This window comes from Saccharopolyspora cebuensis, from assembly GCF_039542665.1.
GTDB lineage: Bacteria > Actinomycetota > Actinomycetes > Mycobacteriales > Pseudonocardiaceae > Saccharopolyspora > Saccharopolyspora cebuensis.
The window spans coordinates 282244-307697 of the sequence record NZ_BAABII010000016.1 but is presented as its reverse complement, the minus strand read 5'-3'; the positions used below and the strand labels follow the sequence as shown (position 1 = coordinate 307697).

General features: G+C 73.4%; 21 protein-coding genes. 14 read left to right on the top strand and 7 right to left on the bottom strand.

The features are described from left to right. Nucleotides 1-48 precede the first annotated feature (48 nt). The 7 genes from ABD976_RS21570 (at nucleotide 49) to ABD976_RS21540 (ending at nucleotide 8234) form a co-directional block, all read left to right on the top strand. Nucleotides 49-1677, top strand: a complete 1629-nt coding sequence (locus tag ABD976_RS21570; protein WP_345366035.1) for an L-lactate permease — start codon at nucleotides 49-51, stop codon at nucleotides 1675-1677. 28 nt (nucleotides 1678-1705) lie between these two features. Next, nucleotides 1706-2440, top strand: a complete 735-nt coding sequence (locus tag ABD976_RS21565) for a (Fe-S)-binding protein (protein WP_345366033.1) — start codon at nucleotides 1706-1708, stop codon at nucleotides 2438-2440. Nucleotides 2441-2454: 14 nt separating this feature from the next. Then, nucleotides 2455-3882 carry a LutB/LldF family L-lactate oxidation iron-sulfur protein gene (locus tag ABD976_RS21560; protein ID WP_345366846.1) on the top strand — a complete coding sequence of 476 codons (1428 nt, stop codon included), beginning with the start codon at nucleotides 2455-2457 and terminating at the stop codon, nucleotides 3880-3882. Next, nucleotides 3879-4496, top strand: coding sequence for a LutC/YkgG family protein (locus ABD976_RS21555; protein WP_345366031.1), 618 nt, complete (start codon nucleotides 3879-3881; stop codon nucleotides 4494-4496). Before ABD976_RS21560 ends, ABD976_RS21555 begins: the two co-directional genes overlap by 4 nt. A 74-nt stretch (nucleotides 4497-4570) precedes the next feature. Further along, nucleotides 4571-5734 carry an acyl-CoA dehydrogenase family protein gene (locus ABD976_RS21550; RefSeq protein ID WP_345366029.1) on the top strand — a complete coding sequence of 388 codons (1164 nt, stop codon included), beginning with the start codon at nucleotides 4571-4573 and terminating at the stop codon, nucleotides 5732-5734. Between the two features lie 201 nt (nucleotides 5735-5935). Beyond that, the gene (locus tag ABD976_RS21545; RefSeq protein WP_345366027.1) at nucleotides 5936-6139 is read left to right on the top strand and encodes a hypothetical protein; all 204 of its coding nucleotides are present in this window, start codon (nucleotides 5936-5938) and stop codon (nucleotides 6137-6139) included. Between the two features lie 217 nt (nucleotides 6140-6356). Then, entirely contained in the window at nucleotides 6357-8234 is a 1878-nt protein-coding gene (locus ABD976_RS21540; RefSeq protein WP_345366025.1) for an ABC transporter ATP-binding protein, read from the top strand. A 12-nt stretch (nucleotides 8235-8246) separates the two neighbouring features. Here the strand turns inward: ABD976_RS21540 and ABD976_RS21535 are convergent, their stop codons facing one another. Beyond that, nucleotides 8247-8732: a MarR family winged helix-turn-helix transcriptional regulator gene (locus ABD976_RS21535; protein WP_345366023.1), complete on the bottom strand. Its 486-nt coding sequence runs from the start codon at nucleotides 8730-8732 to the stop codon at nucleotides 8247-8249. Nucleotides 8733-8793: 61 nt separating this feature from the next. On the opposite strand from ABD976_RS21535, the gene ABD976_RS21530 reads away from it, so the two are divergent. Continuing rightward, nucleotides 8794-9570: a dioxygenase family protein gene (locus ABD976_RS21530; RefSeq protein ID WP_345366021.1), complete on the top strand. Its 777-nt coding sequence runs from the start codon at nucleotides 8794-8796 to the stop codon at nucleotides 9568-9570. A gap of 4 nt (nucleotides 9571-9574) precedes the next feature. Here ABD976_RS21530 and ABD976_RS21525 read toward each other — a convergent pair whose 3' ends face one another. Then, complete coding sequence (locus tag ABD976_RS21525; RefSeq protein WP_345366019.1) at nucleotides 9575-10573, bottom strand: PHP domain-containing protein; 999 nt, start codon at nucleotides 10571-10573, stop codon at nucleotides 9575-9577. Nucleotides 10574-10668: 95 nt separating this feature from the next. Here ABD976_RS21525 and ABD976_RS21520 point away from each other — a divergent pair, with 95 nt between their 5' ends. Together ABD976_RS21520 and ABD976_RS21515 are read left to right on the top strand one after the other, a co-directional pair. Continuing rightward, on the top strand, nucleotides 10669-11745 hold the full coding sequence (locus ABD976_RS21520) for a tartrate dehydrogenase (RefSeq protein WP_345366018.1): 1077 nt from the start codon (nucleotides 10669-10671) through the stop codon (nucleotides 11743-11745). A gap of 151 nt (nucleotides 11746-11896) precedes the next feature. Continuing rightward, the gene (locus ABD976_RS21515) at nucleotides 11897-12007 is read left to right on the top strand and encodes a lasso RiPP family leader peptide-containing protein (protein ID WP_345366017.1); all 111 of its coding nucleotides are present in this window, start codon (nucleotides 11897-11899) and stop codon (nucleotides 12005-12007) included. 143 nt (nucleotides 12008-12150) lie between these two features. On the opposite strand, the gene ABD976_RS21510 is transcribed toward ABD976_RS21515, so the two are convergent. Beyond that, nucleotides 12151-12987, bottom strand: coding sequence for a hypothetical protein (locus ABD976_RS21510; protein WP_345366015.1), 837 nt, complete (start codon nucleotides 12985-12987; stop codon nucleotides 12151-12153). 266 nt (nucleotides 12988-13253) lie between these two features. On the opposite strand from ABD976_RS21510, the gene ABD976_RS21505 reads away from it, so the two are divergent. Beyond that, nucleotides 13254-13937 carry a GntR family transcriptional regulator gene (locus tag ABD976_RS21505; protein ID WP_345366014.1) on the top strand — a complete coding sequence of 228 codons (684 nt, stop codon included), beginning with the start codon at nucleotides 13254-13256 and terminating at the stop codon, nucleotides 13935-13937. A 54-nt stretch (nucleotides 13938-13991) separates the two neighbouring features. On the opposite strand, the gene ABD976_RS21500 is transcribed toward ABD976_RS21505, so the two are convergent. From ABD976_RS21500 to ABD976_RS21485, 4 genes are all read right to left on the bottom strand, one after another. Next, a complete protein-coding gene (locus ABD976_RS21500) occupies nucleotides 13992-15125 on the bottom strand; it encodes an acyl-CoA dehydrogenase family protein (protein ID WP_345366012.1) in 1134 nt (377 codons plus the stop codon). Next, on the bottom strand, nucleotides 15122-16057 hold the full coding sequence (locus ABD976_RS21495; protein ID WP_345366010.1) for a 2Fe-2S iron-sulfur cluster-binding protein: 936 nt from the start codon (nucleotides 16055-16057) through the stop codon (nucleotides 15122-15124). The genes ABD976_RS21500 and ABD976_RS21495 overlap by 4 nt, the downstream gene beginning before the upstream one ends. Beyond that, nucleotides 16054-17877: an NAD(P)H-dependent oxidoreductase subunit E gene (locus ABD976_RS21490; RefSeq protein ID WP_345366008.1), complete on the bottom strand. Its 1824-nt coding sequence runs from the start codon at nucleotides 17875-17877 to the stop codon at nucleotides 16054-16056. Before ABD976_RS21490 ends, ABD976_RS21495 begins: the two co-directional genes overlap by 4 nt. Nucleotides 17878-17956: 79 nt before the next feature. After that, on the bottom strand, nucleotides 17957-19867 hold the full coding sequence (locus tag ABD976_RS21485) for a molybdopterin oxidoreductase family protein (protein ID WP_345366006.1): 1911 nt from the start codon (nucleotides 19865-19867) through the stop codon (nucleotides 17957-17959). A gap of 404 nt (nucleotides 19868-20271) precedes the next feature. Between ABD976_RS21485 and ABD976_RS21480 the strand changes: the two genes are divergently transcribed. Genes ABD976_RS21480 through ABD976_RS21470 form a run of 3 tightly spaced genes read left to right on the top strand, consistent with a single transcriptional unit; the run spans nucleotide 20272 to nucleotide 25378 of the window. After that, nucleotides 20272-21972 (top strand): thiamine pyrophosphate-binding protein, encoded by a 1701-nt coding sequence (locus ABD976_RS21480; protein WP_345366005.1) that lies wholly within the window; start codon nucleotides 20272-20274, stop codon nucleotides 21970-21972. A 49-nt stretch (nucleotides 21973-22021) separates the two neighbouring features. Then, nucleotides 22022-23248 (top strand): formyl-CoA transferase, encoded by a 1227-nt coding sequence (gene frc, locus ABD976_RS21475; protein ID WP_345366004.1) that lies wholly within the window; start codon nucleotides 22022-22024, stop codon nucleotides 23246-23248. Beyond that, a complete protein-coding gene (locus tag ABD976_RS21470) occupies nucleotides 23249-25378 on the top strand; it encodes an acetate--CoA ligase family protein (protein ID WP_345366002.1) in 2130 nt (709 codons plus the stop codon). The last annotated feature ends 76 nt before the right edge of the window (nucleotides 25379-25454 follow it).

The window sequence follows — 25454 nt, the reverse complement described above, 5'->3', positions numbered from 1 at the left end:
CTTGGTCTGACCATACAAAGGTCAACGACACAGAGAGGTGTCGCACTCGTGTACCAACCGGTCACCGCTCCGGTGGCGGACAGCCTCGGCCTGTCCGCGCTGCTGGCCGCGGTTCCCCTGCTCGTCGTGTTCGTCCTGCTCGGTGCCCTGCGCGTCAAGGCGCACTGGGCCGGGCTGTCCGGGCTCGCCGCCGCACTGCTGATCGCCGTGCTCGGCTACGGCATGCCCACCGGCATGGCCCTGATGTCGGCGGCCCAAGGCGCCGCGTTCGGCGTGCTGCCGATCCTGTGGATCGTCATCACCGCGATCTGGCTCTACCAGCTGACCGTGCGCAGCGGTCACTTCGAGGACCTGCGCGCGACCTTCTCGCTGCTGTCCCCGGACCCGCGGATCCAGGCCGTGGTGATCGCCTTCTGCTTCGGCGGCCTGCTGGAAGCCCTCGCCGGGTTCGGCGCCCCGGTCGCGATCACCGGGATGATGCTCGTCGCGATCGGCTTCCCGCCGCTGCGCGCGGCGATCGCGGTGCTGCTGGCCAACACCGCACCGGTCGCCTTCGGCGCCCTGAGCACGCCGATCATCACCGCGGGCGAGCTCACCGGGATCCCCTTCGAGCACATCGGCGCCGTGGTCGGCCGCCAGACCCCGCTGCTGGCGCTGGTCGTCCCGTTCCTGCTGGTGTTCGTCGTGGACGGGCGGCGCGGGGTGCGCCGGACGTGGCCGGCGGCGCTGGTCACCGGTGCGGCGTTCGCCCTCGCGCAGTTCGTGTGCGCCAACTACATCTCGGTACCGCTGACCGACATCGTCTCGGCGCTGGCCGGCGCGGTGGCGCTGCTCGCCCTGCTGCGCTTCTGGCAGCCCGCGGACAGCGACGCGGCCCGGTCCCGGCTGGCCGGCGAGGACGCGGCGTCCCCGGCGCCCGATCAGCGGCTGGGCGCCGGCCGGGTCCTGCTGGCGCTGTTCCCGTACCTGCTGGTGATCGCGGTGTTCTCGGTGGCCAAGCTGTGGGGGCCGGTGGAGGACGCGCTGGCCGCGACCGACGTCGAGATCCCGTGGCCCGGTCTGCACGAGGCGCTGCTGTCGGCCTCCGGCGAGCCGTCGGACACCGCGGTGTTCACCCTGAGCTGGCTGTCGTCACCCGGGAGCCTGCTGCTGCTGTGCGGTTTCGGCGTGGCCCTGGTGTACCGGCTCAAGCTCCGGACGGCGCTGGCCGAGCTGGGGAGCACCGTGGTGTCGATGCGGTGGTCGGGGCTGACCATCGTCAGCGTCCTCGCCCTGGCGTACGTGATGAACCAGTCCGGCCAGACCACCACGATCGGCACCGCCATCGCCGGGATCGGCTCCGCGTTCGCGTTCTTCTCCCCGGTGCTCGGCTGGGTCGGCGTGGCGGTCACCGGCTCGGACACCAGCGCGAACGCGCTGTTCGCGAGCCTGCAGCAGGTCGCGGCGGAACGGGTCGGCGTCGACCCGGCGCTGCTGGTCGCCGCGAACACCGCCGGCGGCGTGGTCGGCAAGATGATCAGCCCGCAGAACCTCGCCATCGTGGCCACCGCGGTCGGCATGGCCGGGGCGGAGTCCACGATCCTGCGCGCGGTGCTGAAGTGGAGCCTCGGCCTGCTCCTGGTCCTGTGCGCGCTGATCTACCTGCAGTCCACCGTCCTGTCCTGGATGCTCCCATGATGATCGGAACCGAAGGAGGTGGTGGCGCATGAGGGTGGCGTTGTTCGCGACCTGCCTCGGGGACACCCTGTTCCCGGAGGCGCCGAAAGCGACCGCCCGGCTGCTGGAGCGGCTCGGGGTCGAGGTGGAGTTCCCGATGGCCCAGACCTGCTGCGGCCAGATGCACACCAACACCGGCTACCGGCGGCAGGCGAAGTCCTCGGTGCGCAGCTACGTCGAGGCGTTCGCCGACTACGACGCGATCGTGGCCCCGTCGGGTTCCTGCGCCGGCTCGGTCCGCCACCAGCACGCGCTGGTCGCGGCGGGCGACCGGCGGCTGTCCCGGGCGGTCGAGCGGACCTCGCCGCGCACCTACGAGCTCTCCGAGTTCCTCGTCGACGTGCTCGGGGTGACCGACGTCGGCGCCTACTTCCCGCACCGGGTGACCTACCACCCCACCTGCCACTCCAGCCGGCTGCTGCGGGTCGGCGACCGACCGCTGCGGCTGCTGCGGGCGGTGCGCTCGCTGGACCTCGCCGAGCTCCCGCACGCCGACGAGTGCTGCGGGTTCGGCGGCACCTTCGCGCTGAAGAACCCCGACGTGTCGGTGGCGATGGGCGCGGACAAGGCGCGCCACGCCGCCGAGACCGGGGCCGAGGTGCTCTGCGCCGGGGACAGCTCGTGCCTGATGCACATCGGCGGGCTGCTGTCCCGCCAGCGCTCCGGCGTGCGGGTGCTGCACCTGGCCGAGATCCTCGCCGCGACGGAAGGAGACCTCCCGTGACCACCCATCTGGGGATGCCCGCGTTCCCCACCGCGGCCGAGGACGCGCTGGCCGACTCCCAGCTCCGGCACAACCTCGCCGGGGCCACCGGGACGATCCGCGCCAAGCGGGCCGAGGTGGTCGGCGAGCTGGACGACTGGGACGGGCTGCGCGCGGCGGGCGCGGCGATCAAGGCGCACACCCTGTCCCACCTGGACACCTACCTGGAGCGGTTCGAGACCGCGGTGACCGAGGCCGGGGGCACCGTGCACTGGGCCCGCGACGCGGCGGAGGCCAACCGGATCGTGACCGACCTGGTCCGGGCCACCGGCGAGCGGGAGGTGGTCAAGGTCAAGTCGATGGCCACCCAGGAGATCGAGCTCAACGAGGCGCTGGCCGCGGCCGGGATCGACGCCTGGGAGACCGATCTCGCCGAGCTCATCGTGCAGCTCGGCCACGACGCCCCGAGCCACATCCTGGTGCCCGCCATCCACCGCAACCGGGCCGAGATCCGGGAGATCTTCCGGCGCGAGATGGGCGCGGCGGGCGCGCCCGCACCGGAGGACCTGACCGATGACCCGGTGCGGCTGGCCGAGGCGGCGCGGCAGCACCTGCGGGAGAAGTTCCTGCGCGCGAAGGTGGCGGTCTCCGGGGCGAACTTCGCGGTGGCCGACTCCGGCACCCTGGTGGTGCTGGAATCCGAGGGCAACGGGCGGATGTGCCTGACCCTCCCGGAGACGCTGATCAGCGTGGTGGGCATCGAGAAGCTGGTCCCGACCTGGCAGGACATGGAGGTGTTCCTGCAATCGCTGCCGCGCTCCAGCACCGGCGAGCGGATGAACCCCTACACCTCCACCTGGACCGGGGTGGCCGCGGGCGACGGCCCGCAGGAGTTCCACGTGGTGCTGCTGGACAACGGCCGCACCGACGCGCTGGCCGACGAGGTCGGGCGCCAGGCGCTGCGGTGCATCCGCTGCTCCGCCTGCCTCAACGTCTGCCCGGTCTACGAGCGCACCGGCGGGCACGCCTACGGCTCGGTCTACCCCGGACCGATCGGCGCCGTGCTCACCCCGCAGCTGCGGGGCACCGCCTCGGAAATCGACAAGTCGCTGCCCTACGCCTCGTCGTTGTGCGGCGCCTGCTACGACGTGTGCCCGGTGGCGATCGACATCCCGAGCCTGCTGGTGCACCTGCGCACCCGGGTCGTGGACGAGCAGCGCGGCCCCCGGTCGTGGCCGGTGGCGGCCGCGCTGGCCGCGGCGTCCTGGGTGCTCGGCGACGCCCGCAGGCTGGCCGCCGCGCAGCGGGTGGCGTCCTGGGGGCGGCGGCTGCTGTGGCGGCGCGGGCGGATCGGCCGGTTGCCCGCCCCGCTGTCCCGCTGGACCGACGCCCGGGACGCGCCGGCGCCCGCGGCGGAGAGCTTCCGGTCCTGGTGGACCCGAACCCGGGAGGAGAAGTCGTGAACGCGCGCGAAGCGGTCCTGCGACGGGTGCGGGAGGCGTTGGCGGGCACCGAGCGCACGCCCCGGGCGGACATCCCCCGGGACTACGCGACGTCGCGGGACGTCGCGGACCCGGTGGCGCTGTTCTGCGAGCGGGTCGCCGACTACCGGGCCGAGATCGAGCGGATCGGGCCGGAGGACCTGCCCGGGCGCATCACCACCGCCTTGGGCGGGGCCGAGCGGGTGCTCACCCCCAGCGGACTACCCCAGGCGTGGTATCCGCCCGCGGGATCGTTCGAGCTGCTCAGCGATGGTGACGAGCTGAGCGCGGCGGAACTCGACCGGGTCGACGCGGTGGTCACCACGGCTGTGGTGGGCATCGCGTCGACGGGCACCATCGTGCTCGACCACGGACCCGGGCAGGGCCGCCGGGCGGTCACGCTGGTGCCGGACGTGCACGTGTGCGTGCTCCGGGAGTCGCAGATCGTCGACGACGTCCCGGCCGCGCTGCACCGCCTCGACCCGGCCCGCCCGCTGACCTTCATCAGCGGTCCGTCGGCCACCAGCGACATCGAGCTCAAGCGGGTGGAAGGCGTGCACGGTCCGCGGACCCTGCGGGTGCTCGTCCTGCCCTGAGGCGCCGCCCCGGCCCGTCCCGCCCCGGCACCGGACCGACCGGCACACTGGGACCGGGCGACGGGAGGGTGTTCATGCCGGAGGAAGACAGGCCGGGCCCGGTCGAGCGCGCGGGGGCGTTGCGCGAGCTCCTCGCCGAGCACCGCGAGCGGGGCGAGCGGGAGCGCCGGCTGGCCGGACCGGTGGTCGAGGCGCTGGAGTCCGCCGGGTTCTTCCGGATGATGGTGCCCCGCGCCTTCGGCGGCGCCGAGCACGAGCTGGCGGTGGTCGTCGACGCCACCGCCGAGCTCGCCAAGGGCGATCCCTCCGCCGCCTGGGCGGTGATGATCCTCGGCTGCGGGGACTGGTTGACCGCGCAGTACCCCGACGCCGCGCAGCGCGAGGTCTTCGGCGACGCCCCGGACACCCGGGTGTGCCAGGTGCTGACGCCGAAGGCGACCGCGCGGCACGAGGGCGACCGCTGGCGGGTGTCCGGGCGGTGGGCCCCCGCCTCCGGGTGCAGGCACTCCGGCTGGGCGATGCTGGGCGTGGCGCTGGACGAGCCGGGCGGGCCCGCGGCGTGGGCGCTGGTGCCGATCGAGGAGCTGGCCGTCCGGGACACCTGGCACACGCTCGGGATGCGCGCCACCGGCAGCGAACTGCTCGTCGGCGAGGACCTCGCGATCCCCGAGCACCGGCTGCTGCGCACCCGCGCGGTGCTCGACGGCCGAGCCGAGCACCGGCACTCGGCCCGGCTGCGGACCGCCCTGGTGCCCACGCTGCTGACCTGCCTGCTCGGCCCGGTGCTGGGCATGGCCGAGGCCGCGCTGGAGCACGTGCTGGCGCAGGCCGAGCACCGGTCGGTGCCGTTCACCACCTACCGGCGGCTCAGCGACTCCACCGCGGTCCAGCTCGCGCTGGCCGAGGCGACCGCGAAGACCGACGTGGCGCGGACGACCGCGCACGCGCTGGCCGCCGAGGTCGACGGGGCGGCCGACCGCGGCGTGCTGCCGGACCGGCTGCGGCGGGCCCGGATGCGGCTGCGCGCCGCGCACGCCGTCCGGGAGTGCCGCGAGGCGGTGGACGTGCTCGTCGACGCCTACGGAGCCGGGGCGCTGGCCGACAGCGATCCGCTGAATCGGCTGCTGCGCGACGTGCAGACCGCGACCCGGCACGCGGTGGCCAACCCGGCGGTCAACGCGGAGATCTACGGCCGGGCGGTGCTCGGCCTCGATCCGGCGATCACCGAGATGGTGTGAACCGGCGCGGTGGCTTTCCACCGGAGTGGAACAGCACCACCGCGCCGCCGGGCGGCGCAGCGCCGCCCCGCCGTCGGCACCAGCGACGGCGCGGCGACGGCCGGAACGGGTACCCCCTACCCGATCAAGTGAACCGCGGAACGTCGACGCTCGCCACGAGGTCGCAGTACTGTCGTTGACGATCAAGGAAGGGAGTCCCTCGTGGAGGACGTCCGGGTCCGGTTGTGCGGCGGACCGGAAGATGGTCACGAGGTCTCGGTGTCGGCGGACCCGTCCGGCAAACCGATCCCCCGCATCACCATGCCGCTGAAATCGCCCCACGTGCGCGCCGTCGTGGTCTACGAGCGCCACCGCGCGCGCCGGGACGGTTCCTGGGAGTTCACCTACGTCGGCGTCGAGGCCTGAGCGCCCGCGAGCTCGCGCGGCGGTGGGACCTCGCGGCCCGCTGCGCCCGCGGTCGGACGCCCGGCACGTCCGGACCGCCGCGCGAGCTCGTGCATCCCCGCTCGCCGGTGCGCACCGCCTGGGAAGATGTGCTGCTGCCGGTGGCGGCCTTGACCTCCACCGCGCTGGACGTCCGAGGATCGAGGGCGGACCGAGCGATGCGCGCGAAGGGAACGACATGAACGCGAGCTGGGAGACGATGCGCTCCTTCACCAGCGACGACTCCGTGACGCGGCAGCGGCTGTCGCCGGGGCTGGCCGGGCGGATCTTCCGCTACGCGCGGCCCTACTCCCGGATCATCGTGCCGTTCCTGGTGCTGGTGGCGATCTCGGCGGCGCTCGGCATCGTCAACCCGCTGCTGTTCAAGGCGATCATCGACGACGGCATCGTGCCGCGGAACCTCGCCGTGGTGGTGTGGCTGGCACTGGCGGTGGCCGGGGTGGCGATCGCCGAGGCGGTGCTGACCATGCTGGAGCGCTGGCTGTCCTCCCGGCTCGGCGAGGGCCTGATCTACGACCTGCGCCGCGAGGTCTTCGACCACGTGCAGCGGATGCCGGTGGCGTTCTTCGTCCGGGCGCAGACCGGCGCCCTGGTCAGCAGGTTGAACAACGACGTGATCGGGGCGCAGCGGGCCCTGACCAGCACGCTGTCCTCAGTGGTCTCCAACGTGCTGAGCCTGGTGCTGGTGCTGGCCACCATGTTCACCCTGTCCTGGCAGATCACCCTGATCGCGCTGGCGCTGCTGCCGCTGTTCCTGCTGCCGGTGCGCTGGATCGGGCGCCGGCTGCAGCGGATCACCCGCGAGCGGATGCGCTACGACGCCGAGATGAGCTCGCTGATGACCGAGCGCTTCGGGGTCGGCGGGGCGATGCTGACCAAGCTCTACGGCCGCACCGACGAGGAGTCCGACCGGTTCTCCGAGCGGGCCGCCCGGGTCCGGGACATGGGGGTGACCTCGGCCGTCTACAGCACGGTGTTCTTCGTCGCGCTGACCCTGCTGGCCTCGCTGGCCACCGCGGTGGTCTACGGCCTGGGCGGCGGTCTGGTGCTCGCGGGCGCCTTCGAGCTGGGGACCCTGGTCGCGCTGGCCACGCTGCTGTCCCGGCTGTACGGGCCGCTGACCGCGCTGTCCAACGTGCACGTCGACGTGATGACCGCGCTGGTGAGCTTCGACCGGGTCTTCGAGGTGCTGGACCTGCGGCCGATGATCCAGGAGAAGCCGGACGCCCGCGCCCTGCCCGACGGGGCCTCGGACGTCGAGTTCGACGACGTCTCGTTCAGCTACCCCGCCGCCGCCGACGTCTCGCTGGCCTCGCTGGAATCGGTGGCCCGCACCGACACCTCCCCGGCGCACGAGGTGCTGCGCGGGGTGTCGTTCCGCGCCGAACCCGGGCAGACCATCGCGCTGGTCGGCCACTCCGGCGCGGGCAAGACCACGATCACCCAGCTCGCCGGGCGGCTCTACGAGGTGAGCGCGGGCGCGGTGCGCATCGGCGGGGTCGACGTCCGGGACACCCGGCTGGACTCGCTGTACGCGCACGTCGGCGTGGTCACCCAGGAATCGCACCTGTTCCACGACACCATCCGGGCCAACCTGCTGCTCGCCCGCCCCGGGGCCACCGACGCCGAACTGCTCGACGCGCTGCGCACCGCCCAGCTCGGCCACCTCCTCGGCGAGCTGCCCGAAGGGCTGGACACGCTCGTCGGCGACCGCGGCTACCGGCTCTCCGGCGGGGAGAAGCAGCGGCTGGCCATCGCCCGGCTGCTGCTCAAGGCACCGCCGATCGTGGTGCTCGACGAGGCCACCGCGCACCTGGATTCGGAATCGGAGGCCGCGGTGCAGCAGGCGTTGCGCACCGCGCTGTCCGGGCGGACCGCGCTGGTGATCGCGCACCGCTTGTCCACCATCCGCGAGGCCGACGGGATCCTGGTGATCTCGGAGGGCCGGATCGCCGAACGCGGCACCCACGAGGAGCTGCTGGCCCGCGACGGGCTCTACGCCGAGCTCCACCGGACCCAGTTCGCCGAGCGCGACGAGGCGGTGGAGCCGGCCTAGCGCCGGGGCGGCTCAGCCCGGCGGTTCGGTGCAGAGCTCGCCGTCGGGGTCGATGCGGTGCAGGATCGCCCCGCACAGCTCGTCGAGCTGCGCGACCTGGCGCTCGGTGAGGCCGTCGAAGATCAGCGAGCGGACGTTGTCGACGTGCCCGGGCGCGGCGCCGACGAGCTTGTCCCGGCCCGCGCCGGTGAGCTCGGCGACGCTGCCCCGGCCGTCGGCGGGCGCGCGGTGGCGGACCACCCAGCCGCGCTGCTCCAGCCGGGCCACCACGTGCGACACCCGCGAGGGGGAGGCGTTGGCGCGGGTGGCGAGTTCGGTCATCCGCAACTCCTCGCCGGGGGCCTCCGAGAGCATCGCCAGCACCCAGTAGCCGAAGTGGGTGAGCTCCTCGTCCCGCTGGAGCTGGGACTCCAGGGCGGCGGGCAGCACGGTGATCAGCGCGGCGAACTTCCGCCAGGCGCGCTGCTCGACGTCGGTGAGCCATCGCGGTTCCTGCACATCGCCAGCATACGGACGGCGGGGGCGTAGGATTTACTTGAAGCTTCAAAAAGGAGGCCCGATGAATCCGATGCCCGCCCTCTACCTCAGCCACGGCGCGCCGCCGCTGGTGGACGACGCGCGGTGGACGAGCGAACTGGCCCGCTGGGCCGACCGCCTGCCCCGGCCCCGGGCGATCCTCATCGTCTCCGCGCATTGGGAGTCCGCGCCGCTGGTCCTCGGCGCGACCGATCCCGGGGTGCCGCTGACCTACGACTTCCGGGGCTTCCCGGAGCGCTACTACCAGGCCCGCTACCCCGCTCCGGCGGCCCCGGGGCTCGCCGCCGAGGTCGAAGCGCTGATGCCGGCCGGCGAGCAGGTGGCGCGGATGCCCCGCCGCGGGCTGGACCACGGCGCCTACGTCCCGCTGCTGGTGATGTACCCGGAGGCCGACGTCCCGGTGCTGCAGATGTCGCTGCCCACGCTGGACCCGGAGCGGCTGCTGGCGCTGGGCCGCAGGCTGCGGCCCCTGCGCGAGGCCGGCGTGCTCATCGTCGGCTCCGGGTTCACCACCCACGGCCTGCCGTTCCTGGCCGACCCCCGCCCGGACGCCGCCGCACCCGGCTGGTCCCGGGAGTTCGACGCGTGGACCGCCGAAGCCCTGGCCCGGGGCGCCGTCGACGAACTGGCGGCCTTCGGCGACCGGGCACCGGGGATGCCCTACGCGCACCCGACCGCCGAGCACTTCGCGCCGATGTTCGTCACCCTCGGTGCCGCGACCGATCCGTCGACCCCACCGGAGCAGGTCGTCGACGGCTTCTGGATGGGGCTGGCGAAGCGCTCGTTCCAGGTGGCCTGACGCCTCAGCGCCGGGTCCGGCGCAGCAGCTCCTCCCGGGACCTGGTGTTGAGCACGCGCTCGGCGGGAACGCCGCAGCGCTGGGCCCGCGCGCAGCCGAGGCCGAGCCAGTCGAGCTGGCCCGGGGCGTGCGCGTCGCTGTCGATGCTGAACTCGCACCCCAGCTCCAGGGCGCGGCCGATCAGCTCGTCCGGCGGGTCGCTGCGCTCCGGGCGCGAGTTGATCTCCACCGCGACGCCGTGGTCCCGGCAGGCGGTGAACACCGCCTCGGCGTCGAACGCCGAGGGCGGGCGCTGCCGGTTCCCGCTGAGCATCCGCCCGGTGCAGTGCCCGAGGACGTCGACGCGGGGATCGGCCACCGCCGCGCACATCCGCCGGGTCATGTCCGCGGCGTCCATCCGCAGCTTGGAGTGCACGCTGGCGACCACCACGTCGAGCTCGTCGAGCAGGTCCGGGTCCTGGTCCAGCGCCCCGTCGTCGAGGATGTCGACCTCGATGCCGGTGAGGATGCGCAGCGGCGCCAGCCGCTCGTTGAGCGCGGCGACCACGTCGAGCTGCTCGCGCAGCCGCTCGGCGCTGAGCCCGCGGGCCACCGTCAACCGCGGTGAGTGGTCGGTGAGCACGACCCACTCGTGACCGAGCGCGGCGGCGGTGCGCGCCATCTCCTCGATGGGCGAGCCGCCGTCGGACCAGTCGGAGTGGGTGTGGCAGTCACCGCGCAACCGGGCGCGCAGCTCGGCGCCCTCGGCGGGCACCTCCGCCTCCTCGCGCAGGGCGCGCAGGTAGTCCGGCACCTCGCCGCGCCGGGCCTGCGCGGCGATCGCGGCGGTGGTCTTGCCGATGCCGGGCACCGAGGTCAGCCGGCCGGCGGCGATCAGGTCGTCGAGCTCGACGCGGTCCCGCACCGCCTCGGCGGCACGGCGGAACGCCCGGACCCGGTAGGTCGGCGCGGAGGCGCGCTCCAGCCAGAACGCGATCTCGCGCAGCGCTTCAGCGGCATCCACCCGTCCTTGGTAGCCGCTGCCGGCGCCACGCGCCAGCCCACCCCTTGGCTCCCGGCCGCCGAGCGGGTTGGATGGCGCCAAGCGGAACCGCAGGAATGAGCGAGGTGCGTGTGCAGCAGTACGAGATCGCCGTGTTGCCCGGTGACGGCATCGGCAACGAGGTCGTGCCCGAGGCGCTGCGGGTGCTCGACGTGGTCAGCGCCAAGTACGGGTTCGAGGTCGGCTACCGGCACTTCGACTGGAGCTGCCAGACCTACCTGAGCACCGGGGCGATGATGCCCGACGACGGGTTGGACCGGCTCCGCGACCACCACGCCATCCTGCTCGGCGCCGTCGGCTGGCCGGGCGTGCCCGACCACCTCTCGCTGTGGGGCCTGCTGCTGCCGATCCGGCGGGCGTTCGACCAGTACGTCAACCTGCGGCCGGTCCGGCTGCTGCCCGGCGTCACCCCGCCGGTGCGGGACAAGCAGCCCGGCGACATCGACTTCTGGGTCGTCCGGGAGAACACCGAGGGCGAGTACTCCCAGCTCGGCGGCAGGCAGGGCGAGGGCACCGAGACCGAGCTGGTGCTGCAGACCGCCGCGTTCACCCGCCGGGGCACCGACCGGATCATGCGGTACGCCTTCGAGCTGGCCCGCGACCTGGACAAACCGCACGTCACCTCGGCGACCAAGTCCAACGGCATCTTCCACTCGATGCCCTACTGGGACGAGCGGTTCGCCGCGATCTCGGCGGAGTACCCCGACGTGCGGGTCGACCAGGACCACATCGACATCCTCTGCGCCCGGTTCGTGATGAGCCCGGAGCGCTTCGACGTGGTGGTGGCCAGCAACCTGTTCGGCGACATCCTCTCCGACCTCGGCCCGGGCGTGACCGGGACGATCGGCGTCGCCCCGTCCGGCAACATCAACCCGGAGCGGATCTACCCGTCGACCTTCGAACCGGTGCACGGCTCCGCACCGGACATCGCCGGGCGCGGCGTCGCCAACCCGGTCGGCCAGATCTGGTCGGCGGCGATGATGCTCGACCACCTCGGCCAGCCGGAGGCCGCCACCGACGTGGTGCGGGCGATCGAGCAGGTGCTGGGCGACCAATCCGCACCGCGCACCCCCGACCTCGGGGGCGGGGCGGGCACCGAAGACCTGGGCAAGGCCATCGCCGACGCCCTCTGAGGCGCACGGGTGGTGATCCACGATCGAGCGGCATCGCTGCGGAACACGGGTGAACCCACGCCACGAACCCCTCAACCCACCCGGAGAACGGCCGATCCCAAGGCAGGCGCCCCGACCGGGCACCACCGTCCACGGCACGGAGGTAACCACCATGAACGAAACCTACGCCGTCCCCGCGCTGGTCGAGGTGGGTGACTTCGCCGCCGACACCCTCGGCGACAACGGGCACACCTTCGACGGTTTGATGAGCTCGAGGACGTAGTGATCGAGCGGTGTGACGGCTGAGCTCGTCCGGGGAGTTCAGCCCCACCCCTTCCGGGGCTGGCAGGCCACCCGGAGGAGCCCGGGGCACAGCGCTGCGGTCCGCTCAGCCCGGCACCACCGGCCCCGGCGTTCCCGCACGGGTCATGGATCACTCGGGCGGGTCGAGGTGGTGGCCTCGCGGGTGGTGCCGATCGCGGTGAGGACCGCGGTCGCGGCGAGCATCCCGAGGCAGAGCAGCACCACCCGCGGGTCGTGCGCCGGGTCCGGTCCCGGCAGCACCGCCAGCAGCGACTTCGCCCCGACGAACACCAGCACGGCGGTCAGCCCGACCGCCGCCGGGCCGCGGCCGAGCAGGGTCCGCAGCAGCGCGCACAGCGGGCGCAGCGCGGCCAGCGCCAGCAAGGTCGCGGCGAGCACCGCGCCGGGCGCACCGCCGGTCCCGGTGGCGTGACCGGCGAACACCACGGCGGCCAGCACCCCGAACGCCACCGCGGCGACCGGCCGCGCGGCGACCCGCGGCAGCGCACCCGGCGGCTGCTCCGCGCGCCTGTGGTGCAACCACACCGCGCCCAGCAGCGCGGCACCGAACACCGCGGAGAGCCACGACATCCCGCCGGGCGCACCGAGGCCGAGCAGCACGACCCGCGCCGCGGCGGTGCCGAGCACCGCCAGCACCAGCAGCAGGCCGCGGGGCACGTCGACCAGCTCGACCAGGAGCAGCAGCACCAGGGCGCTGTCGACGTTGACGGCGAGCGAGTGCAGCCAGGCGGCGCCGAAGTCGCCTCCCGCCGCACCGCCCGAGACCAGCAGCACGAGCAGGCACAGCAGCGCGCCGAGCACGAGATGACCGGTCAGCGCGGCGACGGCGCGGCCGGGCGGGAGTTCGCCGTCGGTGCGCCACGCCGCGAACGACTCGCGGAGGAGCAGCGCGACCGCGACGACGGCGATCGGGATCCACAGGTGGCCGGGCACGTCCATCAGCGCCTCCGAGGCGGGGCGGCCGACTGCGGTGCTGCGCGGTGAGCCCGATCACCGTCCCGTTCCGCCGTTGTAGTCCCGCCCCGGTCGGCGTGTCCAGGCATGCCGGCGCGTTCCATCCGTTCGGCCCAGCGGTGGTCCTCAGTGGACGAACGGGTGAATTCGGCGCGCCGCACCGCAAACCGCGCGCCCGCATACTGTATGCTAAATCCGACGAGTCGGCCGGACACACCGGTCGGCCCCGAACGCCCCTCGGAGTCCTCCGCATGTCGCTGCCCTCGAATGTGCCGCAGGCCGCGTCCGGCCGCCAGGTCGCGCGCCCGGTGCCGCTGCGCGAGACCGTCTACGACGCCATCCTGGAGATGATCATCACCGGTGAGCTGGCGCCCGGCAGGCACCTGGTGGAGAAGGAACTCGCCGAAATGCTCGGCGTGTCGCGGCAGCCGGTGCGCGAAGCGCTGCAGTGGCTCAAGAAGGACGAGTGGGTCGACCTGCGACCGGGCTACGGCGCGTTCGTCCACAGCCCCACCCCGGAGGAAGCCGACCAGCTCCTCGGCGTGCGCACCCTGCTGGAGGCCGAATCGGCGCGGCTGGCGGCGCTGCACTCCACCAAGGAGGGCGTCGCCGCGCTCAAGCAAACCTACAAGCGCGGCGTCGCGGCGCTCAAGGCCGACGACATCGACACCGTGGTCAGCGCCAACGCCGAGCTGCACACGCAGATCACCGCGATGTCCGGGAACAAGATCCTGGGCGAGCTGGCCGGGCAGGTGGCGCGCCGGGTCCGCTGGTACCACACCCCGGTCGCCAAATCGCGCGGCAAGAAGTCCTGGGACGAGCACGCCGCGCTGATCGACGCGATCGCCAAGGGCGACGCCGACCTGGCCGCGCGCCTCATGCGGGAGCACACCGAGCACACCCGCGAGTCCTACCTGGAGCGCGCCGAGGACTGAGCGACCGGCCCGCGGCGGCGCGGGTGGTGGCGCCGCGCGGGCGGCGGCAGGTGCTCAGGTCAGCAGCGGCAGATCGCAGAGCAGCCGCCCCAGCAGGTCGAGCGCGTCGTCGGTGCCGAACGGGCCGAATCCCGCCGCGTGCGCGTCCCGGAAGCACCGCTCGACGCCGAGATCGGCCCGGAACGCCGACTGCCCGCAGACCTTGATCCCCAGCTCGGCGACCTGCACGGCGGTCTCCCCCGCCGTCGCCCTCGCCTGCAGCAGCAGGCGCAGCGCCTCCGGCCGCCGCCAGGTCGCGGCCTGCACCGCGTCGTCCAGCGACGACCGCGCCGCCGCCAGCCGACCGGCCATCCGGGCCAGGTCGGCGCGGACCTCCGGTTGCCGGGTGGGCGGGCCCTGCCAGCGGGTCCAGGACGGCTGCGGGCCGGTCACGCACTCCACCGCGCGCGCCAGCACGGCCTCCACCAGCCCGGTGGCGACCGCGGCGGCCAACGCCAGCGACCACGGCAGCAGCTCGGTCAGCACCAGTTCCGCACCGCCACCGTCGCCGCCGAGCACGGCCGAGGCCGGGACGCGCAGCGGGTCGGCGGTGATGGTGGCCGTCGCGCTGCCCCGCAGCCCGATCCCCTCGACCGCGGCGGCGCCGTCGGCCACCGCGGGCACGTGCAGGCCCGGTGCGGTGGCGGGCACCCACCACAGGGTCGCGACCCCGCCCGTCCCCGCCGACGCCCACACGTAGCCGTCGGCCTCGCCCGCCGCGACGACCCCGCGCTTGCGCCCGACCAGGTCGGCCACGCCGCCGTGCACGACCGGCGGTGCGCCGGTCGGCAGCACCTCCGGACGCCCGGCCTCGGCCACCGCCGCGGTGCACAGGTGCGTTCCGGACGCGACCGCGCGCAGCAGCTCCGGCGGCCCGCAGCGCACCAGCACCGCCACCGCCGCGTAGTGCGCCTGGAGCACCGCGGCGGTGGACCCGCAGTGCCGCGCCACCTCGGTGACCACCCGCACCGCCTCGGCGAGCCCGCCGCCCCCGCCGCCCCGGGACTTCGGCACCGTCAGCCCGAGGACCCCGGCGGCGCCGAAGGCGGTCACCGCCGCGCGGGGGAACCGGCCGCGCGCATCGGTCCCGGCCGCGCCGGGACCGACCACCTCGCGCAGCAGCCGGTCGAGCCCCGGCGCGCCGGTCACGGCGAATCCTTCCGCCGCCCGACGTGCTGCCAGCCGAACCGCCCCTTGATGCACAGGTTGCCGTGCCCGACGGAGCTCTCGTGCGGGGAGGTGACCCGCACGATCTCGTTGTCCTGGGTGTGCAGCGTCAGGTTGCAGCCCACCCCGCAGAAGGTGCACACCGTGGTGGTGCGCTGCTGCCGGGACTCGTCCCAGCTGCCCTCGGCGCGCATGTCGTACTCGGTCTTGAAGCTCAGCGCCCCGGTCGGGCACACCTCGATGCAGTTGCCGCAGTACACGCACGCCGAATCGGGCAGCGGCGCGGCGAACTCGGTGGAGATCCGGGCGTCGAACCCGCGCCCGGCCACGGTGATCGCGAACGAGTTCTGCCACTGCTCGCCGCAGGCGTCCACGCACTTGTAGCACAGGATGCACTTGCCGTAGTCGCGCACGTAGAGGTCGTTGTCCACCGCGGCGGGCTGGGCGACGGTCGCGGCGACCGAACCGTCCGGCGGCTCGTGCTCGCCCGGGGCCCGCCGGTCGCGGTCGTCGGCGGACGGCTCCGGAGGTCCGAACCGCTCCGGCCTGGCCTGGTAGTCCTCGACCCAGCCGTCCACCCCCGGCGTGGTGGACAGGTCCACCGAGGACGCCAGCAGTTCCAGCACCAGCTTGCGGCTGTGCCGGGTGCGTTCGGTGTCGGTGCGCACCACCATTCCGGGGGTGACCTCGCGGGAGCAGGACGGCACCAGCGTCCGGGAGCCCTCCACCTCGACGACGCAGACGCGGCAGGCGTTGCGCGGTCGCAGGGTGTCGCCGTAGCACAGGGTCGGCACCTCGGTGCCGACCGCCGCGCAGGCGTCCAGGACGGTGCTGCCCTCCGCGACGCTGACCTGCTCGCCGTCCAGGGTGATGTCCACCAGCCGGCGGGGCAGTCCGAGATCGACGATGGTCATACCCGCTCCTCCGTCGTGGTCCCGGACGCGCCTCCGGACAGCGCGCCCAGGGAATCGATGGCCGATTCGACCGCGTTCCACGCGGTCTGGCCGAGTCCGCAGATCGACGAGTCGCGCATCGCGCGGCCCACCTCCCGCAGCAGCGCCAGATCGTCCTCGCCGCTGCTGTTGACCCGCTGCCCGACCAGCCGCCGCAGCGCCTCCTCCTGGCGGACCGTGCCGACCCGGCAGGGCACGCACTGGCCGCAAGACTCGTCGCGGAAGAACGCGGCGATGCGCAGCAGCAGGTCCGGCAGGTCGGCGGTCTCGTCGAAGACCAGCACCACCCCCGAACCGAGCGTGGTGCCCGCCTCGCGCGCGCCTTCCAGCGACAGCGGCAGGTCCAGCCGGTCGGGTCCGACGAAACCGCCCGCCGCCCCGCCCAGCAGCACCGCGCGCAGCTCGCCGGTCGTCCCGCCCGCCAGGTCCAGCAGCGCGCGCAGCGTGGTGCCGAACGGGACCTCGTAGACGCCGGGACGGCGGACCTGCCCGGACAGGCAGAACAGCCGGGTGCCGGTGGAACCGCCGGTGCCGGTGCCCGCGTAGGCCGCGGCGCCGCCGGTGAGGATCAGCGGCACGTTGAGCAGGGTCTCGACGTTGTTCACCGCGGTGGGCTTGCCGAACAGGCCGCGCTCCACCGGGAACGGCGGTTTGGTCCGGGGTTCGCCGCGGTAGCCCTCGATCGAGTTGAAGATCGCGGTCTCCTCGCCGCAGATGTAGGCCCCGGCACCGCGGCGGATCTCGATGTCGAAGTCGAACCCGGGCTCGCCCAGGATGTCGCGCCCGAGCAGGCCGCGCTCCCGGGCCCGGTCGATCGCCCCGCGCATCCGGCGCAGCGCCCGCGGGTACTCGCCGCGCAGGTACAGGTAGCCCCGCGAGCAGCCGGTGGCGAACGCGGCGATGGTCATCGCCTCCACCACCGCGAACGGATCGCCCTCCATGAGCACCCGGTCCTTGAACGTGCCGGGTTCGCTCTCGTCGGCGTTGCAGATCAGGTAGTGCGGGCGCACCGGCTGCCCGGCGGTGGCCTCCCACTTCCGGCCGGTGGGGAACGCCGCGCCGCCCCGGCCGGTCAGGTTCGCCTCGGTCACCTCGCGGATCACCCCGGCGGGCCCCAGCCGCAGCGCGGTGCGCAGCGCGGTGTATCCGCCGTGCGCCCGGTAGTCGTCGAGGCTCTCCGGGTCCACCACGCCGATCCGGCGCAGCAGCGCCAACCCGGACGAGCCCGCCTGCGGAACCACCGGCTCGGGCTCCTCGCCGGGTTCCTCGGCCCGGGCCAGCGCCGCCACCGCTTCGCCGTCGGCGGGGGCCACCAGCCGCGCCTCGGCCGGGTCGCCCGCCGCCAGGGACAGCGCGGCGGGCGCCCGCTCGCACACCCCGAGGCAGGGGCTGGTCGTCCAGGTGACACCGCCGCGGTCCTCGCCCGGCGGCCCCAGTTCGCGGTGCAGCGCGTCGACCAGCTCCGCCGATCCCCCGGTGCGGCACGCCAGGTCGTCGCAGACGTGCAGCACCCGGGGGGCCCGCGGGCGCAGCGCGAACAGGGCGTAGAAGCTGGCCACCCCGTAGGCGTCGGCGGGCGGCACGGACAACCGGCGGCAGATGTGGTTGAGCGCACCGGGGCTGATCCAGCCGATCCGGTCGTTGACCGCGTGCAGGCAGGGCAGCAGCTGGTCGCGCCCGGGCGCGGGCCCGTGGCCGTTGCCGTCACCGGGTCCGAGCAGGTCGTCGATCGCCGCCTGCTCGACGGCGGTCGGCGTGGAGCTGAGCAGGTGCAGGTCCACGGGGCCTCCTTGGGTCGTGCGGCTGGCGGGAGGCTGTCGGCGCGCGGCCCGCACCACCGCGCGCCGCGGGTCCGAGCAGTCAGGCGGCGGGTTCGGCATCGCCGATCCGGTCCACCCGGATCGCCGAGGCCTTGTACTCGGCCGTCCCGGCCACCGGGTCGGTGGCCTCGATGGTGATCGAGTTGACGTCCACCTCGTCCGGGAAGTGGAACGTCATGAACGCCAATCCGGGCCGCAGGCCGGGATCCAGCCGCACCGGCGCGACGATCGAGCCGCGCCGCGAGGTGATCCGGGCCCGCTCCCCCGCCACCAGGCCGAGCGCCTCGGCGTCGGCGGGGTTGAGGTCCAGCGTCTCGCCCCGGCGCAGCGGGGAGCTGAACCCGCCGGACTGCACGCCGGTGTTGTAGGAATCCAGCCGGCGCCCGGTGGTCAGCCGCAGCGGGAACTCCGCGGTGAGCTCGTCGACCGGCCGCCGGTGCTCGACGACCACGAACGGGGCCGGGTCGCCTCGCTCGGCCGGATCGTCGGCCCACAGCCGGGAGTGCAGGTAGCTGGGTTCCAGCCCGTCCTCGGTGGGGCACGGCCACTGGATGCCGCCGAGGTCGGCCAGCCGCTGGTAGGTCATGCCCGCGTGCATCGGCGAGAGCGCGCGCATCTCGTCCCACACGGCTTCGGCCCGGTCGTAGTGCCAGTCGTGGCCGAGCCTGCGGGCGAGCTCGCAAAGGATGTCGATGTCGTCGCGGGCGCCTTCCGGTGCGTCCAGCGCCTTGCGGACCCGCTGCACCCGCCGCTCGCTGTTGGTGAAGGTGCCCTCGCTCTCGCACCAGGCGGCCGTCGCGGGCAGCACCACGTGCGCCAGTTCGGCGGTCTTGGTCAGGAAGATGTCCTGGACCACCAGGTGCCGCAGGTTCTCCATCCGCTTGCGGGTGCGCCCGGAATCGGCCTCGGACTGCACCGGGTTCTCCCCGATGGCGTAGACGGCGGTGAGCTCGCCGCGGTCCATCGCCTCGAACATCTGGGTCAGGTGCCAGCCGTAGCGCGGCGGGATGGCCGAACCCCAGCTCCGGTCGAACTTCTCCCGCACCTCGGGCAGCAGGATGTCCTGGAAGCCCGGCAGCCGGTTCGGGATGGCGCCCATGTCGCCGCCGCCCTGCACGTTGTTCTGCCCGCGCAGCGGGTTGAGGCCGCTGCCGTAGCGGCCGACGTGACCGGTCAGCAGGGCCAGGTTGATCAGCGCCAGCACGTTGTCGGTGCCGTTGTGGTGCTCGGTGATGCCCAGCGTCCAGCAGAGCTGCGCCCGGTCGGCGTTGGCGTAGGCGTGGGCGAGCTCCTCGATCAGCTCGGCGGGCACCCCCGTCTCCAGCGCGGCGACCTCCGGCGTCCACTTCGCGACGTCGGCGGCGTAGTCGTCGAAGCCCTCGGTGGCGCGGTCGATGAAGGTGCGGTTGACCAGTCCGGAGGCGATGATCTGCCGCGCGACGGCGTGCGCGAGCGCGATGTCGGTGCCGACGTCGAGCTGGAGCCACCGGTCGGCCCACTGCGCGGTGCTGGTGCGCCGCGGGTCCACCACGAACAGCCGGGCGCCGCGGCGCACCGCCTTGAGCACGTGGTGGAAGAAGATCGGGTGCGCCTCCCGGGCGTTGGACCCCCACAGCACGATCAGGTCGGCGTCCTCGATCTCCTGGTAGGAGGAGGTCCCGCCGCCGCTGCCGAAGACCTGCGCGAGCCCCGCCACGCTCGGCGCGTGGCAGGTGCGGTTGCAGGAGTCGACGTTGTTGGTGCCGATCACGGCCCGGGCGAACTTCTGCGCCACGTAGTTCATCTCGTTGGTCGAGCGGGCGCAGGAGAACATGCCGAAGGCGTCGGCGCCGCGCTCCCGCACGGTTTCGGCGATGCCCTCGGCCGCCCGGTCCAGCGCCTCGTCCCACGACGCCGGGCGCAGCTCACCGCCGTCGCGCACCAGCGGTGTGGTCAGCCGGGTGTAGGCCATCGTGCCTCCTCTCGAGCCGGACGCGCCGGTCCGGCCGGTCGCCGAGCGCGTTCCCGACCCCGACGCCGACCGGGTTCGCCGCCGCGGGCGGCCCGTGACGCGACAACGGGGCACGACGACAGGGCGCGACGACGGGGGACCGGCATTCGTGAATGCAGTATACTGTATGGCTACCACCCGACAAGCGTCCGTTCTGCGCACCGCGCCGATCGTCCTGTCGGAGGAACGCGGTGCGACGCGGCCGGAATCAGCCGGACCCACCGTCCGCAATGGACGACCGAGCGGGGTTCACCTGGACGTCGCAACCCGGCGGCTGGGCGGTGGACACCCACGGCCGACTGCGGTATCCCTGAAGCTCATACGGTATGCAGTATGCCGATCGCCGAGGGGATGAGGACTCCGCCATGGCCCACACCTCCACCGACCACGCCGCCGACGCCCCGCTGATCTCCGGGGGGCATCTGGTCGCCAAGGCACTCCGCGCGGAGGGCGTCGACACCATCTTCACCCTGTGCGGCGGGCACATCATCGACATCTACGACGGGTGCGTCGACGAGGGCATCGAGGTCATCGACGTCCGGCACGAGCAGGTCGCCGCGCACGCCGCCGACGGCTACGCGCGGATCACCGGACGCCCCGGCTGCGCCGTGGTCACCGCGGGCCCCGGCACCACCGACGCGGTGACCGGCGTCGCCAACGCGCTGCGGGCCGAGAGCCCGCTGCTGCTGATCGGCGGACAGGGCGCGCTCTCCCAGCACAAGATGGGCTCGTTGCAGGACCTCCCGCACGTCGACATGATGGGCCCGATCACCAAGTTCGCCGCGACCGTGCCGCACACCGAACGGGTCGCCGACCTGGTGTCGATGGCCTTCCGGGAGTGCTACCACGGCGCGCCCGGCCCATCGTTCCTGGAGATCCCGCGCGACGTGCTGGACGCGCGGGTGCCGGTGGACCGGGCCCGGGTGCCGGCCGGCGGCCAGTACCGCTCCTCGACGCGCTCGGCCGGCGACCCGGCCGGCATCGAACGGCTCGCCGACCTGCTCACCAAGGCCGAGAAGCCGTGCATCCTGCTGGGCAGCCAGGTGTGGGGGTGCCGGGCCACCGACTCGGCGGTCAAGCTGGTCCGCGAGCTCAACGTGCCCGCCTTCATGAACGGCGCGGGACGCGGCACCCTGTCCCCCGCCGACCCGCTGCACTTCCAGCTCGCCCGCCGCTACGCCTTCGACAACGCCGACCTGATCATCATCGTCGGCACCCCCTTCGACTTCCGGATGGGCTACGGCAAGCGGTTGTCCAGCGAGGCGACCGTGGTGCAGATCGACCTCGACTACCGCACCGTCGGCAAGAACCGCGACGTCGACCTGGGCATCGTCGGCGACGCCGACGCGGTGCTCACCGCGCTGGCCCAGGCCACCTCCGGGCGGCTGGACAACGGCGCCGCCGGCCGCGGCGCCTGGGTGCGCGAGCTGCGCGAGGTCGAGGACGCCGCGTACCAGAAGCGGTTGCCGCGGCAGCACTCCGACGCCTCCCCCATCGACCCGTACCGGCTGGTGCACGAGATCAACGAGTTCCTCACCGAGGACTCGATCTACATCGGCGACGGCGGCGACATCGTCACCTTCTCCGGTCAGGTGGTGCAGCCGAAGTCGCCGGGGCACTGGATGGACCCGGGTCCGCTGGGCACCCTCGGCGTCGGCGTGCCGTTCGCGATGGCCGCCAAGCACGCCCGCCCGGACAAGGAGGTCGTCTGCCTGTTCGGCGACGGCGCGTTCAGCCTCACCGGGTGGGACTTCGAGACGATGGTCCGCTTCGGACTGCCCTTCGTCGGCATCGTCGGCAACAACTCGTCGATGAACCAGATCCGCTACGGCCAGATGGCCAAGTACGGCGACGACCGCGGCCGGGTCGGCAACACCCTGGGCGACGTCGAGTACAGCCGGTTCGCCCGGATGCTCGGCGGCTACGGCGAGGAGGTCCGGGACCCGGCCGAGATCGGCCCCGCGCTGCGCCGGGCCCGCGAGTCGGGCAAGCCGTCGCTGATCAACGTCTGGGTCGATCCGGACGTCTACGCGCCCGGAACGATGAACCAGACCATGTACAAGTAGCTCCCCGCTGCCGGCCACCGACCGATCCCACCGCCCGAAGGAGCTCGGCATGAGCGCTCTAGAAGGGGTCCGGGTGCTGGACATGACGCACGTCCAGTCCGGACCGTCCGCGACGCAGATCCTGGCCTGGCTGGGCGCCGACGTGGTCAAGCTCGAAGCCCCCACCGGGGACATCACCCGGCGCCAGCTTCGGGACCTCGACGACGCCGACAGCCTCTACTTCACGATGCTCAACTGCAACAAGCGCAGCATCACGCTGAACATGAAGTCCGATGAGGGCAAGGAGATGTTCACCGAGCTGGTGGCCTCCTCGGACGTGCTGGTGGAGAACTTCGGACCGGGCACGGTGGACCGGATGGGCTTCACCTGGGACCGGTTGCGCGAGCTGAACCCGCGGCTGATCTACGCCTCGATCAAGGGCTTCGGCGAGGGCCCCTACACGCACTACAAGGCCTACGAGGTGGTCGCCCAGGCGATGGGCGGTTCGATGAGCACCACCGGCTTCGAGGAGGGGCCGCCGCTGGCCACCGGGGCGCAGATCGGCGACTCCGGGACCGGGATCCACACCGTCGCGGGCATCCTGGCGGCGCTGTTCCAGCGGGAGCGCACCGACCGCGGGCAGCGGGTCTCGGTGGCGATGCAGCACGCGGTGCTCAACCTCTGCCGGGTCAAGCTGCGCGACCAGCAGCGGCTGGCGCACGGTCCGCTCGACGAGTACCCGAACGACTCCTTCGGCGCGGAGGTGCCGCGCTCGGGCAACGCCTCCGGCGGCGGTCAGCCCGGCTGGGCGCTGCGGTGCAGCCCGGGCGGTCCGAACGACTACATCTACGTCATCGTGCAACCGCAGGGCTGGGCCCCGATCGCGCGGCTGATCGGGCGGCCGGAACTGGCCGAGGACCCGGACTGGGCCACCCCGGAAGCGCGGCTGTCCAAGCTGGACAAGATGTTCGGGATGATCGAGGAGTGGTCGGCCCACCACGGCAAGTGGGACGTGCTGGCCAGCCTCAACGCCCACGGCATCCCCTGCGGTCCGATCCTGTCCACCCGCGAGCTGATCGAGGACGCCTCGCTGGCGGACAACGGCATGATCGTCACCGTGGACCACCCGGAGCGGGGCGCGTTCACCACCGTGGGCTGCCCGATCAAGCTCTCCGAATCGCCGGTCGCGGTGCGCCGCTCGCCGCTGCTCGGGGAGCACAACGGCGAGGTGTACCAGGAACGGCTGGGCATCGACGCGGACCGGCTGACCGCGCTCAAGGCGAACGGAGTGATCTAGATGGCCTACGACCAGACCGCGGCGCGCGCGGTGCTCGACGGCGCGCTCGCCGACGGCCGCACCGCGCTGACCGCTCCCGAGGCCAAGGCGCTGTGCGACGCCTACGGCATTCCCGCGGCCGGCGAAGGGCTGGCCACGACCGAGGACGAGGCGGTGGCGCTGGCGGCCGGGTTCGGCGGGCCGGTGGCGCTGAAGATCGTGTCCCCGGACATCCTGCACAAGACCGAGGCGGGCGGCGTGCTCGTCGGCGTCGAGGGCGCGGAGGCGGTGCGCGAAGGCTACCGCGCGATCCTGGCCAACGCGCGGGCGCACGACGCGCAGGCGCGCCTCACCGGGGTCCAGGTGCAGCAGGTCGTCGGCGGCCAGGAGGTGATCGTCGGCGCCACCACCGACCCGACCTTCGGCAAGGTGGTCGCCTTCGGCCTCGGCGGCGTGCTGGTGGAGGTGCTCCAGGACGTCACCTTCCGGCTGGCGCCGCTGACCGCCGAGCAGGCGCGCGGGATGCTCGACGACATCGCCGCCGCCGAGGTGCTGCGCGGCGCCCGCGGCGCCGAGCCGGTGGACGCCGAGGCGCTGGCCGAGGTCCTGCGGCGGGTCTCGGACCTGGTCCACGACTTCCCCCGGATCAGCGAGCTGGACCTCAACCCGGTGTTCGCCACGGCCGCGGGCGCGGTGGCCGCCGACGTCCGGGTGGTGCTGTCCGAGGAGGAACCGGCCGAGCCCGTGCGGCACTCCGAGCAGGACGTGCTGCGGGCGATGCGGCGGCTGATGAACCCGTCGTCGATCGCCGTCATCGGCGCGTCCAACGAGGACGGCAAGATCGGCAACTCGGTGATGAAGAACCTGATCAACGGCGGCTACGCCGGGGACATCCACCCGGTCAACCCGAAGGCCGACGAGATCATGGGGCGCCGCGCCTACCGCAGCATCGGCGAGGTCCCCGGTGACGTGGACGTGGCGGTGTTCACCGTCCCGGCCAAGTTCGTCGCCGCCGCGCTGGCGGAGTGCGGGGCGAAGAACGTCGCCGCCGCGGTGCTCATCCCCTCCGGCTTCGCCGAGACCGGCAACGTCGAGCTCCAGGAGGAGGTCGTCGCGGTGGCCCGGGAGCACGGCATCCGGCTGCTCGGCCCCAACATCTACGGCTACTACTCCACCTGGCACAACCTGTGCGCGACGTTCTGCACGCCCTACGACGTGCGCGGCGGCGTGGCCCTGACCTCGCAGAGCGGCGGGATCGGGATGGCGATCCTCGGCTTCAGCCGGACCACCCGGATGGGCGTGTCCGCGATCGTCGGCCTGGGCAACAAGTCCGATGTGGACGAGGACGACCTGCTGACCTACTTCGAGCAGGACGACAACACCCGCTGCGTGGCGATGCACCTGGAGGACCTCAAGGACGGCCGCGCCTTCGTCGAGGCCGCGCAGCGGGTCACCCGGCGCAAGCCGGTGGTGGTGCTCAAGGCGGGCCGCACCGCGCTCGGCGCCCGCGCGGCCAGCTCGCACACCGGTGCGCTGGCCGGTGACGACAAGGTCTACGACGACGTGCTGCGCCAGTCCGGCGTCATCCGGGCGCCCGGGCTCAACGAGATGCTGGAGTACGCCCGGGGCGTGCCGCTGCTGCCCACCCCGCAGGGCGAGAACGTCGTCATCATCACCGGCGCGGGCGGATCCGGCGTGCTGCTGTCCGACGCCTGCGTGGCCAACGACCTGCGGCTGATGGAGGTGCCCGACGACCTCGACGCCGAGTTCCGGCGGCACATCCCGCCGTTCGGGGCCGCGGGCAACCCGATCGACATCACCGGCGGCGAGCCGCCCAGCACCTACGAGGCCACCCTCCGGCTCGGGCTGCGCGACCCCCGCATCCACTCCCTCGTGCTCGGCTACTGGCACACCATCGTCACCCCGCCGATGGTGTTCGCCGAACTCGCCGCGCGGGTCGCCGAGGAGGCCCGCGAGCAGGGCATCGACAAGCCGATCGTCGCCTCGCTGGCCGGGGACACCGAGGTCGAGAAGGCCGCGGAGTACCTGTTCGACCACGGCATCGTCGCCTATCCCTACACGACCGAGAAGCCCGTCGCGGTGCTCGGGGCCAAGTACCGGTGGGCCCGGGCGGCGGGCTTGCTCGGGTAGCGGAGCCGACACCGCGTGCGCCGACCCCGGCTCCGGGACCGCACCAGCCCGTCCCTCGCCCGCCGCGACCGGTGAG

What these genes read in the sequence shown, in the direction of transcription:
- ABD976_RS21515 (WP_345366017.1), top strand. Translation starts at nt 11,897, where the DNA reads ATGAACGAAACCTACGCCGTCCCCGCGCTGGTCGAGGTGGGTGACTTC.
- ABD976_RS21470 (WP_345366002.1), top strand. Translation starts at nt 23,249, where the DNA reads ATGGCCTACGACCAGACCGCGGCGCGCGCGGTGCTCGACGGCGCGCTC.
- ABD976_RS21505 (WP_345366014.1), top strand. Translation starts at nt 13,254, where the DNA reads ATGTCGCTGCCCTCGAATGTGCCGCAGGCCGCGTCCGGCCGCCAGGTC.
- ABD976_RS21530 (WP_345366021.1), top strand. Translation starts at nt 8,794, where the DNA reads ATGAATCCGATGCCCGCCCTCTACCTCAGCCACGGCGCGCCGCCGCTG.
- ABD976_RS21510 (WP_345366015.1), bottom strand. Translation starts at nt 12,987, where the DNA reads ATGGACGTGCCCGGCCACCTGTGGATCCCGATCGCCGTCGTCGCGGTC.
- ABD976_RS21540 (WP_345366025.1), top strand. Translation starts at nt 6,357, where the DNA reads ATGAACGCGAGCTGGGAGACGATGCGCTCCTTCACCAGCGACGACTCC.
- ABD976_RS21520 (WP_345366018.1), top strand. Translation starts at nt 10,669, where the DNA reads ATGAGCGAGGTGCGTGTGCAGCAGTACGAGATCGCCGTGTTGCCCGGT.
- ABD976_RS21550 (WP_345366029.1), top strand. Translation starts at nt 4,571, where the DNA reads ATGCCGGAGGAAGACAGGCCGGGCCCGGTCGAGCGCGCGGGGGCGTTG.
- ABD976_RS21495 (WP_345366010.1), bottom strand. Translation starts at nt 16,057, where the DNA reads ATGACCATCGTCGATCTCGGACTGCCCCGCCGGCTGGTGGACATCACC.
- ABD976_RS21565 (WP_345366033.1), top strand. Translation starts at nt 1,706, where the DNA reads ATGAGGGTGGCGTTGTTCGCGACCTGCCTCGGGGACACCCTGTTCCCG.
- ABD976_RS21485 (WP_345366006.1), bottom strand. Translation starts at nt 19,867, where the DNA reads ATGGCCTACACCCGGCTGACCACACCGCTGGTGCGCGACGGCGGTGAG.
- frc (WP_345366004.1), top strand. Translation starts at nt 22,022, where the DNA reads ATGAGCGCTCTAGAAGGGGTCCGGGTGCTGGACATGACGCACGTCCAG.
- ABD976_RS21480 (WP_345366005.1), top strand. Translation starts at nt 20,272, where the DNA reads ATGGCCCACACCTCCACCGACCACGCCGCCGACGCCCCGCTGATCTCC.
- ABD976_RS21560 (WP_345366846.1), top strand. Translation starts at nt 2,455, where the DNA reads ATGCCCGCGTTCCCCACCGCGGCCGAGGACGCGCTGGCCGACTCCCAG.